The sequence below is a fragment of the Membranihabitans marinus genome, from assembly GCF_021729155.1.
Classification (GTDB): domain Bacteria; phylum Bacteroidota; class Bacteroidia; order Chitinophagales; family Saprospiraceae; genus Membranihabitans; species Membranihabitans marinus.
On record NZ_JAJQYA010000060.1, the window covers coordinates 1 to 15,145 of the forward strand.

At 39.2% G+C, this 15,145-nt stretch carries 13 protein-coding genes; 8 read left to right on the forward strand and 5 right to left on the reverse strand.

Annotated features, from left to right (window positions below; translation table 11 throughout):
* Nucleotides 1-421: 421 nt before the first annotated feature.
* A complete protein-coding gene (locus tag LVD51_RS19535) occupies nt 422-1,048 on the reverse strand; it encodes a fibrobacter succinogenes major paralogous domain-containing protein (protein WP_236973064.1) in 627 nt (208 codons plus the stop codon).
* Between the two features lie 85 nt (nt 1,049-1,133).
* On the opposite strand from LVD51_RS19535, the gene LVD51_RS19540 reads away from it, so the two are divergent.
* From LVD51_RS19540 to LVD51_RS19560, 5 genes are all read left to right on the forward strand, one after another.
* Nucleotides 1,134-1,445 carry a hypothetical protein gene (locus LVD51_RS19540; protein ID WP_236973065.1) on the forward strand — a complete coding sequence of 104 codons (312 nt, stop codon included), beginning with the start codon at nt 1,134-1,136 and terminating at the stop codon, nt 1,443-1,445.
* 519 nt (nt 1,446-1,964) lie between these two features.
* Nucleotides 1,965-2,930 (forward strand): sugar phosphate isomerase/epimerase family protein, encoded by a 966-nt coding sequence (locus LVD51_RS19545; protein WP_236973066.1) that lies wholly within the window; start codon nt 1,965-1,967, stop codon nt 2,928-2,930.
* 4 nt (nt 2,931-2,934) lie between these two features.
* Complete coding sequence (locus tag LVD51_RS19550; protein ID WP_236973067.1) at nt 2,935-3,825, forward strand: 1-aminocyclopropane-1-carboxylate deaminase/D-cysteine desulfhydrase; 891 nt, start codon at nt 2,935-2,937, stop codon at nt 3,823-3,825.
* A gap of 179 nt (nt 3,826-4,004) precedes the next feature.
* A complete protein-coding gene (gene gyrB, locus LVD51_RS19555; RefSeq protein WP_236973068.1) occupies nt 4,005-5,948 on the forward strand; it encodes a DNA topoisomerase (ATP-hydrolyzing) subunit B in 1,944 nt (647 codons plus the stop codon).
* 326 nt (nt 5,949-6,274) lie between these two features.
* A complete protein-coding gene (locus LVD51_RS19560; protein ID WP_236973069.1) occupies nt 6,275-7,954 on the forward strand; it encodes a DEAD/DEAH box helicase in 1,680 nt (559 codons plus the stop codon).
* Nucleotides 7,955-8,192: 238 nt separating this feature from the next.
* Here the strand turns inward: LVD51_RS19560 and LVD51_RS19565 are convergent, their stop codons facing one another.
* The 3 genes from LVD51_RS19565 to tatC form a co-directional block, all read right to left on the reverse strand.
* Complete coding sequence (locus tag LVD51_RS19565) at nt 8,193-9,131, reverse strand: sugar phosphate isomerase/epimerase family protein (RefSeq protein ID WP_236973070.1); 939 nt, start codon at nt 9,129-9,131, stop codon at nt 8,193-8,195.
* An 89-nt stretch (nt 9,132-9,220) separates the two neighbouring features.
* Complete coding sequence (locus LVD51_RS19570; protein WP_236973071.1) at nt 9,221-9,682, reverse strand: hypothetical protein; 462 nt, start codon at nt 9,680-9,682, stop codon at nt 9,221-9,223.
* Nucleotides 9,675-10,508, reverse strand: a complete 834-nt coding sequence (gene tatC / locus LVD51_RS19575) for a twin-arginine translocase subunit TatC (protein WP_236973072.1) — start codon at nt 10,506-10,508, stop codon at nt 9,675-9,677. The genes LVD51_RS19570 and tatC overlap by 8 nt, the downstream gene beginning before the upstream one ends.
* Nucleotides 10,509-10,734: 226 nt before the next feature.
* Here tatC and LVD51_RS19580 point away from each other — a divergent pair, with 226 nt between their 5' ends.
* Genes LVD51_RS19580 through LVD51_RS19590 form a run of 3 tightly spaced genes read left to right on the forward strand, consistent with a single transcriptional unit; the run spans nt 10,735 to nt 13,263 of the window.
* A complete protein-coding gene (locus LVD51_RS19580; RefSeq protein ID WP_236973073.1) occupies nt 10,735-11,667 on the forward strand; it encodes a calcium/sodium antiporter in 933 nt (310 codons plus the stop codon).
* A gap of 49 nt (nt 11,668-11,716) precedes the next feature.
* A complete protein-coding gene (locus LVD51_RS19585) occupies nt 11,717-12,037 on the forward strand; it encodes a YbaB/EbfC family nucleoid-associated protein (RefSeq protein ID WP_236973074.1) in 321 nt (106 codons plus the stop codon).
* 14 nt (nt 12,038-12,051) lie between these two features.
* Nucleotides 12,052-13,263 (forward strand): LamG-like jellyroll fold domain-containing protein, encoded by a 1,212-nt coding sequence (locus LVD51_RS19590; RefSeq protein ID WP_236973075.1) that lies wholly within the window; start codon nt 12,052-12,054, stop codon nt 13,261-13,263.
* 237 nt (nt 13,264-13,500) lie between these two features.
* Here the strand turns inward: LVD51_RS19590 and LVD51_RS19595 are convergent, their stop codons facing one another.
* Nucleotides 13,501-14,445, reverse strand: a complete 945-nt coding sequence (locus tag LVD51_RS19595) for an IS1595 family transposase (RefSeq protein WP_236973076.1) — start codon at nt 14,443-14,445, stop codon at nt 13,501-13,503.
* Nucleotides 14,446-15,145 lie beyond the last annotated feature (700 nt).

Sequence of the window (15,145 nt, forward strand, 5' to 3'; positions counted from 1 at the left end):
TAATTAAGCTGTTCATTTTACAAAAGGTTCATCTCGATTGATTACTGCATAAAGACGTAGTTGCTTGGTCGCTTACTTACAGCGAATGAAAAGATATGATCTCTTCGTGTCAGAAGATTGACAATGCAAAAAGTCCGCCAAATCAATTTAAGGTCATATCCCGGCTTGGTATTCATAAAAATTCAAGACATTCATTATTGTGCTCCGACGTGATTACCCCGTAATTTGATAGGTATTTACTTTAACTTATTATGTCGTCCCTTCAGGACTTCATTTCTTTATAACAAAACTAAGACAGGACTTCGTCCTGCCCTGACTTATGTCGTCCTTTCAGGACTTCTCATTGAACTGAAACAAACTATCCAATCTACTTAATCCATTAAATAGCTGAATCATGTTCGAGGGTATTTGGTATATTAGGTCAATCTTTGACGCAACGAACCGAGAGTCCGCCTAGCATATCGGAATCGAATCGGAAAATTTTTGATTTAATTGACATGTCAGGACCACCATAACTGATATCCCATATCCAGACTTTGTCTTTAGAATCTGTAATTGAGGATGACCACCAGAAACTGAAGAAACCCTGACTGCGATAAGTGCCATTGGGAGTACGCAAACCTGCCGGTAAGGCATTAAATCCGCTGCTGTTGCTGCCGTTACCACCTTCATTCCAGCCTTTGTCACTTTTTAATGCTTCACCTGCCTTGTCGGTTCCGCCAAACTTGCTCACAAGTATAGCCCATTCCCTATCCGATGGCAAATGCCAACCATTGGGGCAGGATTTGTTCGCTGTCTCCCAAGTGTATAGCAGTCCAAATGTTTTACGATTGCCTTCGTTGTCATTATAAGGGTAACTGCCCGGAGTTTTGTAGTTCAGATTTTGGGCCATCCAAACCATAGTATTTCCTGTCTTTGGGTTTTGAATGCTGATCGTTTTATAGGTTTGCCCATCGCGTGAGTCAGTAACGGTGCCAGTGGATTGGGCAATTCCTATCTGTATAAAAACCAATGTAGAAAGTAGTGTAAAGATTTGATGTTGCAACATAGTTTGTTAGGTTTTAATTCGAAATGCATTTTTAATTGATAAGCTCACCCATCCACGACACGGAGGTCCACCCACCCACGACGCAGTGGTCGCGGCTCCTTCATCCTGGCAAACCCATCCGGAGCACGGGGGCTCCGGTTCCCTCACCGAAGGTCGATTTACGACCTTCGGTGCTTCGCACTTCGCTCGGTCATATTTAGTTTATCTGGTTACTCTTTCCTCTCCCACCCAATGCACAGAGGCATTGGCTCCTTCATCCAATCCACATTTACTGGATTGGGTTGTCCTCCGGACAACTTCATTCAGTCATATTCAGTCATTTTTCTACGGTGCTGAGCACTTCTCTCATTCACCCTATGCTATTAGATTACGTCCCAAGAGGACTTCTTTTATTTGATGTTTTTGTTCCGTAAGTCCTATGGTAATTATCATTGCACCTCATACTGATTAACCACTACTTAACCTAAAATCGAAAAGAATTATTTCCATATTCATCTGCAAAAACTGTAATTTTATTCATTTTTGGTAGATTTTTATTTAAGTAGAGCAAGTTTATAATATAAATCCCCCCTTTCCTCCTTCGCCCCACCATACAAGGCTATGCCAAAGATTGATGCCTTTAGATGTTTTTTATATAGTATAAATAAAGGATTATAATTTTAAATATGTCGACAAAGTAAGATTGTTATCAAAAAAATGCAAACAATTGTCGGTATTTTATTGGGAGTGATGGCTGTTGGCAAATAAGACGTGGATGACTCGGATTAGATCTTTGTTTTTAGGAGATAAAATTGATTTTTGATAACTTTTTATTTAGATTTGGAATAGAATATTCTGATTGCCATGTAGTGTTGAGTGTTTTTTCTTTATCTTGTCAATTGGCTTTATTTTATTAAAAACCATAATTATTTATATCATGAAAAGAAGAAAATTTATAACCAGGTCGACCCAAGCTTTTGCCGGTGTTGGATTGTTGGGATTGGCTGCTTGTGGCAATTCAGGCAAAAAAAATGATGCTGAGTCGGGCGAGAAAGAAATGATGACTGGAGATGTCAAAGAGGCTGCCTTTAAAATATCTTTAGCTCAATGGTCATTGCACAAAGCTTTGTTTGCCAAAGAAATGACAACCTTAGATTTTGCTCGTATTACTCGAGAAGAATTTGATATAGATGCCATTGAATATGTCAATGTGTTTTTTAAAGACAAAGCCAAGGATAAAACCTATTTGGATCAATTGAATAGTTTGGCTTCTGATCATGGGATATACCAAAATCTTATAATGGTGGACGGCGAAGGAGGTATGGCTGACTTGGATGCCAAAAAGCGTATGCAAGCTGTGGAAAATCACAAGAAATGGGTGGAAGCCGCTCAATATCTCGGCTGTAAAACCATAAGAGTCAATGCTCATGGAGAGGGATCTATGGAAGATGTTCAAAAAGCAGCGATTGAAGGTCTGGCACAGTTGGCCGAATTTGCCAAGCCATTTGATATCAATGTAGTGGTGGAAAATCACGGTAGTTATTCTTCTAATGGCGCATGGTTGGCTGAAATTATGCACCAAATAAATATGCCAAATTGTGGAACCCTTCCCGATTTTGGAAACTTTTGTATTTCCAGAAAAGATGGCGAATGCACAGATGAATACGACAGATACAAAGGCGTTACCGAATTGATGCCTTATGCCCATGCTGTAAGTGCCAAATCTCACGACTTTGATGCCAATGGAGACGAAAGTCATACCGATTACTATAAAATGATGGATATAGTACTCGATGCTGGTTATCACGATTATGTAGGTATAGAGTACGAAGGAAATACTTTGGGCGAATACGAAGGAATTAAGAAAACCAAAGCCTTGCTTGAGAAAATAGCCATGGCGTAAACCAATGTTGGGATTTTCACCTTTGGAGAGAATTGATTATTCTTTGTTTAATGAAAATGGTGTGTCCGTCTTTGTGAAACGCGATGATGAATTGCATCCCGTTGTATCGGGCAATAAGTTTCGAAAGCTGAAATACATCATAGAGGAATACAAAACAACTCAATCATATAAAGGCATCGTCAGTTTTGGTGGTGCCTTTTCTAATCACATACACGCCCTGGCCTATTTATGCCGACAAGAAAACATTCCTTGTGTACTATTGGTTCGGTCAGCAGGGGGCAAGGCTAGAGAAAATCCTACCCTGGATGATGTAAGACAATGGGGAGCTGATTTGATTTTTCTATCCGATGGTCAATACAAGCAGAGAGCGAATCCCTCTTGGTATGAGAAAGAGTTTTCACAATATTCAGATTATTTATGGATTCCGGAAGGAGGGAGCCATCCATTGTCACTCCGGGGAGTGGCAGAATCATTGTCGGAGACTAGGGAAGAATTCGACAGTTTCAATTATATTATTTGTCCCGTGGGGACTGGAGCTACCTTGGCTGGATTGGCCAGTGTGATGAAATCCGAGGAAGAGCTCTGGGGCATCAGTGCATTGAAAGGCAGTCAATTTGATCAAAGTATTAAACGACATTGGCAATTAGAATCTCACCATATCAAAATATTGACCCAATGGCATTTTGGGGGCTATGGAAAGGCTCCTACAAGGTTGCAAGAATTTTTAAAAGAATTTTATCGGCAAACCGGTTTATTATTGGATCCCATATACAATGGCAAATCGATGTTTGCACTGTGTGAAATGATAAAATGTGGATTGATAGCTCGGGGGAATACCGTATTTTTCTTACATACTGGAGGCTTGCAAGGTTGGCGGGGATATCAGAATAAATAATAGATAAATAGCGCTGTTTCATTATATTAATCCACTTTGGCGGTTAGTTTGGGATTTGGATTGGAGGCTGCCATTGATTTCTATAGTGTAGATAAAAATGAGTGATTAATCATCAGATGAAATACTATTAAGTGACTGTTTTATTGTACCTTTGTGTGCTGATTTAAAAACAAGTATATATGTCAAACCAATCAAATAATTACGGAGCCAATAATATTCAGGCCTTAGAAGGGTTAGAAGCGGTGCGAAAGCGTCCGGGGATGTATATTGGGACGACTGATTCTAAAGGACTTCATCATTTGGTGTGGGAAGTGGTTGACAATTCCATTGATGAACACTTAGCGGGTTACTGTTCTGAAATCCACTTAACGATTAATGAAGACAATTCCATTACTGTAACAGATAATGGAAGGGGGATTCCTACTGGGATGCACGATAAATTACAAAAGTCTGCTTTGGAGGTTGTAATGACGGTACTCCATGCCGGTGGAAAATTTGACAAGGATACCTATAAAGTATCCGGTGGTCTACACGGTGTAGGTATTTCAGTAGTAAATGCGCTTTCAACACATCTCAGTGCCGAAATCCATAGAGAAGGTAAAATATTTACCCAACAATACGAACTGGGGAAACCTACCACTGAAGTAGAAGTAGCGGGAGATACCGATGTGACAGGAACCAAGATTTTCTTTAGACCTGATCCTACAATATTTGAATCAACGGTATACAAATTCGATACTCTTGCCCATCGTTTGCGAGAACTGGCCTTTTTGAATAGAGGTTTGGTCTTGTCGTTGACGGATAAAAGGGAAAAAGATGGTGAAGAATATAAGCGAGAGGATTTTTATTCTGAAGGAGGTTTAGCTGAATTTGTTAAGTTCCTAGATGAAAGTAAAGATCCTTTGATTGAAGACCCCATTCATGTAGAGGGCAAGGAAGACAATGTGGAGGTAGAGGTTGCTCTTCAATTCAACACTTCGTTTTCGGAGAACATTAGTTCATTTGTCAACAATATCAATACACGAGAAGGTGGTGCCCACGTCAATGGTTTTAGAATGGCCGTGACTAGGGAGTTTAAAAACTATGGTAAGGACGAAGGATTTTTTACCAAGGCCAAGGTCAATGTATCCAGTGAGGATTTTAGGGAGGGATTAACTGCGGTAGTATCGGTTAAAGTTCCTGAGCCTCAGTTTAAAGGACAGACCAAAGGAGAGCTCGGAAACTCCGAGGTGACCGGTATAGTGTCTAGAACAGTAGGTCAGGCTTTAAAGATATTTTTGGAAGAAAATCCAACCAAAGCCAAGCGAATCATAGATAAAGTTATTCTTGCTGCAACAGCGAGAGAAGCCGCCAGAAAGGCGAGAGAAATAGTTCAGCGGAAGAATGTATTGACAGGAGGTGGATTGCCGGGAAAATTGTCAGATTGTTCTTCTAAAGTACCGGAAGATTCAGAGATATTCCTCGTTGAGGGAGATTCTGCGGGCGGTACTGCCAAACAAGGTAGAGATCGACAGTTTCAAGCGATATTGCCTTTGAGAGGTAAGATCTTAAACGTCGAAAAAGCCATGGAACACAAGATCTATGAAAATGAAGAGATCAAAAATCTTTTTATCGGCCTAGGTGTTTCCATTGAAGAGAAAGACGGAGATAGAATTTTGAATATAGAAAAACTGCGTTACCACAAGATAGTCATCATGTGTGATGCCGATATCGATGGTAGTCACATTGTTACACTTATTCTTACCTTCTTCTTTAGATATATGAGAGCTTTGGTTGAAAATGGTTATCTATATATCGCTTCACCACCATTGTATCAGATCAGCAAGGGCAAACAATTTAGATATTGTTGGTCGGAGCAAGAGAGACAGGAGGCTGTGGCCTTTTTTGCCGATGGCGGGAATCCCGATTCAGTGAAAATACAGCGGTACAAAGGTTTGGGAGAGATGAATGCCGAGCAATTGTGGGAAACCACCATGGATCCAATGCAGAGAATCCTAAAACAAGTAACCATTGAAGATGGGGCAGAGGCAGATCGAATCTTTAGTATGTTAATGGGAGAGGATGTTCCACCGAGACGTGCCTTTATCGAAAAAAATGCAAAATATGCCAAAGTGGATATATAGTGATTGATTCACTCACTGTATAATACCCCAATGCATTGGTGTAAAATATAATGGTCAACGAAAACTTAAAATTCGTTGGCCTTTTTTTATTTATGAAAGGGATGTACCTGGGAATTGAAATCTCTTCTTTTGCTGTGAGATAGGGGGGAGAGCAAGTAATCTATTTGTGAAATTGTAGACGCGGAAGGAGATTTGTCAGCAATCTGACTGTGAAGAGGGCTTAGTAAATGGTCAAGTTAAATCAAATATCTCATATTTTACCAAATTATGTTTTAAAAATTTCCAATTATTTAAGCTAGGCGGAATATTTAATTTATCTTCGCGCCATGATTACATTTGAGCAATTAGGATTGAGGGCTGAGTTATTGTCTTCGATTCGCGAATTAGGTTATGAACAACCTACACCCATACAACAAGAGGCCATACCGCAAGTGGTAGGGTCTGAAAAAGATTTATTAGCAACCGCACAAACAGGGACTGGAAAGACGGCTGCTTTTGGATTACCAATGTTGCACAAACTGGAAGACAATGTAAAATCCATTCAGGGATTGGTCTTGTGTCCTACCAGAGAATTGTGTCTACAAGTAGCAGCGGATCTTAAAACTTATTCCAAACACATGCGTAACGTTTCTGTGACGGCTGTATACGGGGGAAGTAGCATTGATCAACAGATTAAAGAATTGAGGGCGGGAAGCCAGATCGTGGTGGGTACACCAGGTAGAACCCTTGATTTGATTAGAAGAAAAAAATTAATAGTTTCCGATATTAAATTTTTAGTACTAGATGAGGCCGATGAGATGTTATCCATGGGTTTTCAAGATGATTTAGATGCTATTTTAGCGTCTTCACCTGACCATAAGCAGACCTTGCTTTTTTCAGCCACTATGCCTTCGCCCATTTTAAAAATGGTGAATAAGTATATGACTGATCCCGTTACTATAACGGTAATTAGTGAAAACAAGAGTTCTGAGAATGTTACTCATGCCTATTTTGTGGTAAAGAATAGAGATAGGTATGCAGCCATTAAAAGATTGGCGGATTTGAATCCCGATATATACGGCATCATATTTTGCAGAACCCGTCGAGAGACCAAGGAAGTGGCCGATAGCTTGGCCCAAGATGGCTATAATGCCGATGCATTACACGGAGATTTGTCACAGGCACAAAGGGATCAAGTAATGCGTAAGTTTCGACGCAAAAACCTTCAATTACTCGTAGCGACTGATGTGGCTTCAAGAGGATTGGATGTCGATAGTTTGACCCACGTCATCAATTACAATTTGCCCGATGACTATGATTTGTACATCCACAGAAGTGGTCGAACGGGAAGGGGATCGAATCACGGAGAATCACTATTGTTGATCAACCCAAGTGAAGCCAGAGCAATTAAGGCTTTGGAGCGAAAAATCGGTAAGAAAATTGAATTGCGAAAGGTCCCAGTAGGAGCCGATATATTCGAGAAGCAATTGTTTTCGATGATAGATAGAGTGGAAAATGTAAGTATAGATAATTCCAAAATGGATGCATTTATGCCAGCCATACTCGAAAAATTGTCGGGCATGGACAGAGAAGATTTGATTAAACGATTTGTTTCAATTGAATTCAATCGATTTGCGGAATATTACAAGGACAACCAGGATATTAATGCCAATGGTCAGACCAAAGACCGCAATGCCCAACGCAATAATCACAATGAAGATTTTGCTACCTTCTTCTTGAGTTTGGGAAGAAGGGATAAAATGGAACCCACTACGATTTTTAGAATTTTAGATGAATTTTTACCGTTCAAAGGAATTGAAATAGGTAAAATAGAAATCTTTAAAAATCATACCATTATCGAATTGGATAGCCAACACAAAGATGTGGTGATTTCTTCGTTTGAGTCGGCAGAATACAAGGGCAGATCATTGATAATGAGACTGTCTCAGTTTACACAAAAAACCACTAAGCCCAACAAGAAATACAAGGGCAAGAGCAGTCGAGGTAGAAAATTCGGCAGAAGATAAATTCATATCCTATTATAAAAGGAGAATTACTTGTATTTCAAGCCGTACTAATCATCTGACGATCAATGATATTTTGAAAGTAGGTGATGAAATGGAAACTTTATCATTGGATGAAGAGAACAAAAAAAAGTGTCATTGAGATCGCAGTATTTCAATGACACTTTTTTTATAATAACTATTTTTCTTGAACCTATCCGAATCTGATAGTGTCAGTATAGGATTTTGTTCGAATTTGAAATTATACTCCAGCCTTGTCGATGACTTTAAGGGTTTTTTCTAATCCTGTCTTAGCGACTTGCAAAAGATCTTGTTGGTGATACTCGGGGTTGTATAATTCGAGGGATACACAGCCTCTATAACCAGTGGCGTATAGATCGTTGAGGATTTCGGGCAATGGCAATATGCCGTCGCCGGGATACACCCTATCTTTGTCTTGCATATCTTCTCTGGCCATATTGGCAGGGGCATCGTTAAATTGAAATATAGCGATAAGATCTCCATTCAGTTGTTTAAGGCCGTTGAACCCACCTCCACTGATGTACATGTGAAATACATCTGGGATGATTTTGGCTTGAGGATGATCGGCATCTAGGGCAACTGCAGTGGCCTGACCTAGGGTTTTAAGAGGAAACATTTTAACAAAAACCAGGGATGGTATTATATTGAATTCCTTTATTCCAATGTCTAACAGACGACGGTAGCAGTGACTTACAAAACCGTGATCATAATTTTCTCCTACCTTATTGGGAATGGCCTGAACATGGCTACAACCGATTTCAGCGGCCAATCGCATTCTATTTTTGGTTTCTGGGAGTGAGGCTTGAAACGCTGCTTCATTTTCTGGAATACAACCCCAAAGTCCTATCATACTCGGGACAAAGAGTCCTGCTTTTTTTATTTTTTTTCCTAATTCCTTGACGTTTCCGCCTTGCTCTTCGAATTGAATTAACTCTCTATCCCACGGTTCGATGGCATCATAGCCAGCTTTAATGGCAATGCCTACCTTTTCTTCCAGAGTAGAAGCCGTACGAATGGTGGCAGTATCAAGGCAAATTGGCCATGGACTTCTTCCATTTTGGTAGCGTTTTTCTTTCTTTTTAGTCTTCAATAGAGGAGTGCTGGCCACAATTCCTCCGCCCGCAAGAGTGGTTCTCGAGATAAAATTTCTACGATTCATTCAGTGATTTATTGTATGTTTTTGTAAAGTGTCGTTTTGTAGAACAAGATACAAAATACAATTCTCAGTTGAAATAACTCAAAAAGTTGTCAATCAATTTGGCTTTTGTCGAGCAATTCCCTTAAGGCTGGGAACTCGGTTGCCGCTTGAACAAATTTAATTTTACTCTGTAAGAAGCGAATCTTTTTGCCAAAGCTTCCCTTTTCTTTTAACCGAATAGTGGTCAATTGGAATAGAATGAGGTTGGTCACCGATATTTTTTCAATATTGTGATAGGGATACCTATAGTTTTTAAAATAATTGGTGACATAGACAAAATCATTATCGGCCTCGACTCTTTTCAATTTTAAGAAAGTAAAGTAGAGAAAGAGAGCACCGATGAGGTAAAATACAATGACTCCAATCCTAAAGCCGAGGGTTTGAAATTGAGGCATATTTTCCTGGCTAAAAAATAGTATGGCTATAGAAAAGGCGCCAAAAAAGACCAACCAAAATACAGGAACAAACAGTCTCAATAACAAAGTAATAGAAGAACTAATACGCTTACTCATCCTTGTCTATATTTTTTTCAACACGCACTACAATATAAATACTCAACTCGTACAACATATACAATGGGAAGGTAATCATCAACTGAGTCATCATGTCTGGCGGGGTAATAATCGCCGAGACAACCAAGATGACTACAAAGGCTATTTTTCTATAAGCCCTTAAATCTTTAGCCGTAACTATCCCTATTTTAGCAAGCATAAACATGACTACAGGAAGTTCAAATAGCAATCCAGTGGGCAGGGTATACATGGTCAGGTTGTTGACGTATGAGGTCAAAGTCGGTTGAGCTACGGTATCGGCCAAGTTGTAATTGGTGAGGAAAGTCAAGGCAAATGGAGTAATTATAAAGTAGCCAAATAATACCCCAATAAGGAATAAGATAGAACAAATGGCAACAATTCCTCTGGCTGCTTTTATTTCTTTGTCGTAGAGTCCGGGTTTGACGAAACTCCATATTTCATAAAATATATAGGGAAAGGAAATGATGAAACCCAAAAAGAAAGAAACCTTAATGTGGGTGACAAACTGTTCCTCTATTTTAAAGGCCTGGACGTTGAAGTCGGGCGGGGTTAGACATAGTATATCTCCAAGGGCACAGAAAACCCGATAAGTCAAGAAGTTACTCTCCTTGGGAGCGAAGATGATATTCTTAAAGGTGAAATCTTTAAATAGAAATACTATAATAGCAATCACAAAAATACTGACTAAGGCACGTACTAGGTGCCATCGCAATTCTTCTAGATGGTCGAGAAATGACATTTCTTTTACCTCCTTCTTATTGCTATCAAGCTCTAATTTATCTACGTCTATTTGATCGAGTGGCATAATGTGAAAATCATGATTTATAATTGAAAACCAAAATTAGTCATTTAGATGGAAAAAAGATAGATATCTTTGCAAATGCGATGACTAAAGTTTACAGTCGCTATACAATGATATGGACAATTTCTATATTTAGCGGTGTTTTTGGCCATGTGGAATGATTTCTGCGGTTACTGAATCGAGTGTTATAATATTATATCTTTGAGTTAGAAAAATTAAGTAATTATTTATGGAATACAATTTGACTATAAATTTATTAATATTTATTGTTTCATTGACTGTCCTCATCAAGGGGTCTGATTGGTTTGTAGATGCTGCAGAGCGTTTGGGGCTTGCTTTTGGCATTAATTCCTTTATTTTGGGAGTTACTGTAATTGCTATGGGAACCTCCTTACCAGAATTGGCTTCTTCGATCGCTGCGGTTAATTCAGGTGATTCGGAGATCGTTATCGGTAATGTGGTGGGGTCTAATATAACCAATATTTTACTGGTGTTGGGTATTGTGGCCATTCTCGGCAAGGTTGTCCCGTTGGAGTACAATATCATGGATGTAGATATGCCATTGCTGATTGGATCAGCGATTTTTATATATTTTGCCATCGATGATCTTATATTTAGTCAATTTGAGGCCTTGATATTTTTAGCTGCCTTAGTCGGTTTTATGATCAATTCGGTAAAGTCCAATCAATTTGAAGAAGAAAATAAGACTAAACTCAGGAAGTTGGATTTTTTACTCTTGGCATTGGGAGGAGTATTGGTATACTTGGGATCTAGGTATACGGTAATGGGATTGCAGGGATTGTCCAATAATTTGGGCATAGGAAGTGGAGTTTTGGCATTTACCCTTTTGGCTTTGGGGACATCATTGCCCGAGGTGGTAGTCAGTGTGACGGCAGCGAGGAAAGGGAAAGCAGGGATGGCCATAGGCAATGTTTTGGGATCTAATATTTTTAATTCATACGCAGTTATGGGTATACCTGGATTATTTGCCGATCTGGTAATTCCGGCCAATACTAATACTTTTGCGGTACCATTTATGATGGCGGTTACCTTGCTTTTTGCATTAATTTGTTTTAGTGGAAGGGTCAATCGATACGAAGGGGTAGTTTTAATCCTGCTTTATGTATTCTTTATTTATAAAATGTCTATTCAATTGGTATAATAATATGTGTCGAGGAATAGTTTTAATCACTAATTAATATAGGGTCATTATGTTTGGAAATTTATTTGGAAATATCGAGGAGCGTCAAGCAGAGCTTCAGAAAAAGCTTGAAAGTATTCTATTAGAGAGTTCAATCATGGATGGGGCAGTGGTCGTGAAAGCCAATGCCAAAAGGGAGATTCTCGACATTGAGATTGACTCGGATAAATTGGATTTAAGTGATATTGATCAGTTGCAAGATTTACTGGTAACAGCAGTCAATGATGTAATTGGTATGGCCTCTGAGGCGGAACAAACTGAATCCCAAAAGTTGATCAGCGATATAATGCCTCCAGGAATGGGAGGATTGGGTGATCTATTTGGAAAATAGTCAAATTAGTGATAATGAATAAATTTTTTGGACTCATCTTGACGATGTTGAGTATGCACGTGGTGTATGGACAGGGCAGCGTAAATGATTTTCTTAAAGCAGCCTATACCTTTGATCTTTGCGATGCTGTGGATGATAGTGGGAACAATTCTAATGGATTGGTTACGGGAGCGGAATGTCGATGTGGAGTTCGAGGCGAGGCTATGATGTTCGATGGAGTAGACGACAAGATTCAATTTAATGGCAATGTCAATGAATATTTTAAGGCTAATAATTTTACGATTAGCTTGTATTTTAGACCGGTATCTAGTGCATTGAATTCGGTATTGCTCTCCAAGATTAGCAACTGTAGTGATCCGGTGGGAATAGTGGTTCGATATGGCAACGGTGGGATTGCGGTAGATATGAAAGGAGAGACGGGAATCACCAATACCATCAATGCTAGGCTTAAGAGAAAAACTTGTTGGATTCATCTGGTCATCGTAAGAAGTGGATCTAGGGTTTTGGTATACGAGAATGAAGAATTGATAGCAGAGGATGACAATGGAGTGAGGAATGCCAATATAGCCAATGATGGAGTTTTGACTTTGGGATTGACCAATTGTAGCTCTAGTTTGGATAAGCCCTTTAGAGGTTTAATAGATGAGGTAAAGGTATTCAATCATCCCCTGTCTGGATTGCAAATTCGAAGTTTGGATATTCCAGTTGATGAGATTATAACTCAAGATACGGTAGTGGCGAAGGGGACGGTTTTTCAACCCGTAGTATCCCATACTTGTGCTTCCCAAGTAAATTGGAGACCGAGTACGGCGGTCAATCCTTTCGATATGACTAATACAACTGTAGATATTGAAGAGACCACAGAATTGACCTTAAATTTTGATTATTCCGATTGTCAGGTAGAGGATACGGTTTTGGTCAGGGTAGTTGATAGTGAAAATATTGGTTGTGATGAAATACCAATGCCCCGTGCATTTACTCCAAACGACGATGGTTTAAATGATCGGTTTTTTATTCCCGTGCCGGCATCTATCCAAAAGATGTATTCGTTTGAGATTTTTGATAGGTGGAACAATCGAGTATTTCTCACTGAAAATCCCGCTGATGCTTGGGATGGGACTTTTCAGGGTAAGAGGCAGAATCCAGGTGTATTTATATATAAGATCAGGTATGACTGTTCGGGAGAGGTATTGGTGAAGACAGGAGAGGTTTTATTGTTCAATTGAGTGGGATAGTGTGGTAAGCGTTTTTAAGGAAAAGATCATGTAGTATTTTTCTAATTCAATGTTTTCGGTACAGGATTAATGATGAAGGTTTCTTTTGACCAGGGGAAATTCGAGGGATTAGAGGCTGGACTATGGTTGTGAAGTAACACCATTATAGGGGGAAGCGGGATAAATGCAGATTTACGACATCATTTTACGACATCATAAAAGGTAATTGGTATTACATATTTAATTTATTTATGGGAATGGTGATATTTGGGTAGAGTGGGGAGGAATCACCCACTGATTAGGGTGATAGGTGATAATATCAAGATAGGTCCTAGGCTTGTGTTCCACCATACGCTCCAATAAGTGATCAAAAATACCCTCCTTCATCTGATTTCGATTGAATCGGTAGCTGTATTCATTTAAGTAATATTGAAGTAATTCAGCATGACCATGCATACCACGCAACCAAGCTTTTAAGCTTGACGCTATTCTTTTTGACAATCCCATTCTATTTTTTTTACCCTTTCTTTGGGCAAAGGTGACATCAAAATCCAATTGTAAAGGTTTGTAACTTGACCAATTGGGACAAATGATGGAAGATTTCTCCTTAATATATTTTTTTACAAACTTCTTTAATTCACGACTACTCTTATTCTTGCTGTAATAGGCATACATATGAGATACCCCCTTGCCTTTTTTTTCAATAGCCATAAAGACCCGCTTTTTTACAAATTTAACCTGGCCATTCTTTTTAATTTTATTCTTGCCCAAGGTAAAATCAATAATTTCTAAATTCCCTTCTAGCCCCATGGTTAGCTTACTCTCCATAGCTTGTAGAACTTTTAATCGAAATAGCCAACAGGTCTTTTGCTGTATTTGAAGCTTTCGACTTAATTCAGTCGATGAAATACCTTTTTTATTGGTGGCAACCAGATACACGATAAAAAATGCATGAACCAGTCGAAACTTGACTTTGTGAAATAAAGTATTCGCAGTCACCGATTCTTTGTATCGACAGGAAGTACATTGCCTCATAAAGGGTTTTCCCCCACTACAATAATGATGGTGATTACATCGCCGACATTTAAACCCATTGCCCCACTTTTTTTCGGCCAAATACTTCTTGCAACTTTCCTCATCTGGAAACCGCATTTGAAAGTCTTTAAGTGAGAGGCTTTTAAATTTACCCTCCATGACTTAAAAATTATTTTCCATAAGATACTGATTTTTAGCTTATCATCAAAATACCTAATACGGAAATAATGCCTCTAACTTCTCTTCCCCCGTCTATTACTTTTTAATACCGAATACCTCCCAATATAGTGATTATACCAATTACGTTTTATGATGTCGGTTAAGATTTTGAATGACTGAGTAAAGTTGCCAGAATGGCAACCAAATGCCCTTAATGGGCATTTGACGAAGGAACCGGAGCCACTGGCTCCGGCGTGACTGCAACATAAATTGTCAGATTTTTAGCCACTGTGCTCCGGTGTGACTGCAACATAATTCGATAGTGTCATCTACCATGCCGAGGCGTGACTGCCCCATAATTCGATAGGTTTTTTGCCACTGTGCTGCGACGAGACTGCATTTAAATTGACAAGTTTAAAATTTCATTTTACAATAAAATATATTAGCATTAAAGGAACCGAGGCCACTGTGCCGAGGCGTGATTGCCCCATAAATTGTCAGGTTATCAGCCACTGGCTCCGGCTAGGCATCAATAAGATTTATACAGATTTCCACTGCGCTGCGACTAGACTTCATTAAAATATATGACATGAGACGCAAGGCCAACCCACCCACGACTCGGAGGTCGTGGTTCCTAAACAACTACTTTATTGCTGGGTGAAATCAAGTTGGTAACTATTGATATTAATGTACTCTCGTC

Coding starts and splice junctions, on each gene's coding strand:
- gyrB (WP_236973068.1), top strand. CDS start 4,005: ATGTCAAACCAATCAAATAATTACGGAGCCAATAATATTCAGGCCTTA.
- LVD51_RS19535 (WP_236973064.1), bottom strand. CDS start 1,048: ATGTTGCAACATCAAATCTTTACACTACTTTCTACATTGGTTTTTATA.
- LVD51_RS19565 (WP_236973070.1), bottom strand. CDS start 9,131: ATGAATCGTAGAAATTTTATCTCGAGAACCACTCTTGCGGGCGGAGGA.
- tatC (WP_236973072.1), bottom strand. CDS start 10,508: ATGCCACTCGATCAAATAGACGTAGATAAATTAGAGCTTGATAGCAAT.
- LVD51_RS19590 (WP_236973075.1), top strand. CDS start 12,052: ATGAATAAATTTTTTGGACTCATCTTGACGATGTTGAGTATGCACGTG.
- LVD51_RS19550 (WP_236973067.1), top strand. CDS start 2,935: ATGTTGGGATTTTCACCTTTGGAGAGAATTGATTATTCTTTGTTTAAT.
- LVD51_RS19595 (WP_236973076.1), bottom strand. CDS start 14,445: ATGGAGGGTAAATTTAAAAGCCTCTCACTTAAAGACTTTCAAATGCGG.
- LVD51_RS19585 (WP_236973074.1), top strand. CDS start 11,717: ATGTTTGGAAATTTATTTGGAAATATCGAGGAGCGTCAAGCAGAGCTT.
- LVD51_RS19545 (WP_236973066.1), top strand. CDS start 1,965: ATGAAAAGAAGAAAATTTATAACCAGGTCGACCCAAGCTTTTGCCGGT.
- LVD51_RS19570 (WP_236973071.1), bottom strand. CDS start 9,682: ATGAGTAAGCGTATTAGTTCTTCTATTACTTTGTTATTGAGACTGTTT.
- LVD51_RS19560 (WP_236973069.1), top strand. CDS start 6,275: ATGATTACATTTGAGCAATTAGGATTGAGGGCTGAGTTATTGTCTTCG.
- LVD51_RS19580 (WP_236973073.1), top strand. CDS start 10,735: ATGGAATACAATTTGACTATAAATTTATTAATATTTATTGTTTCATTG.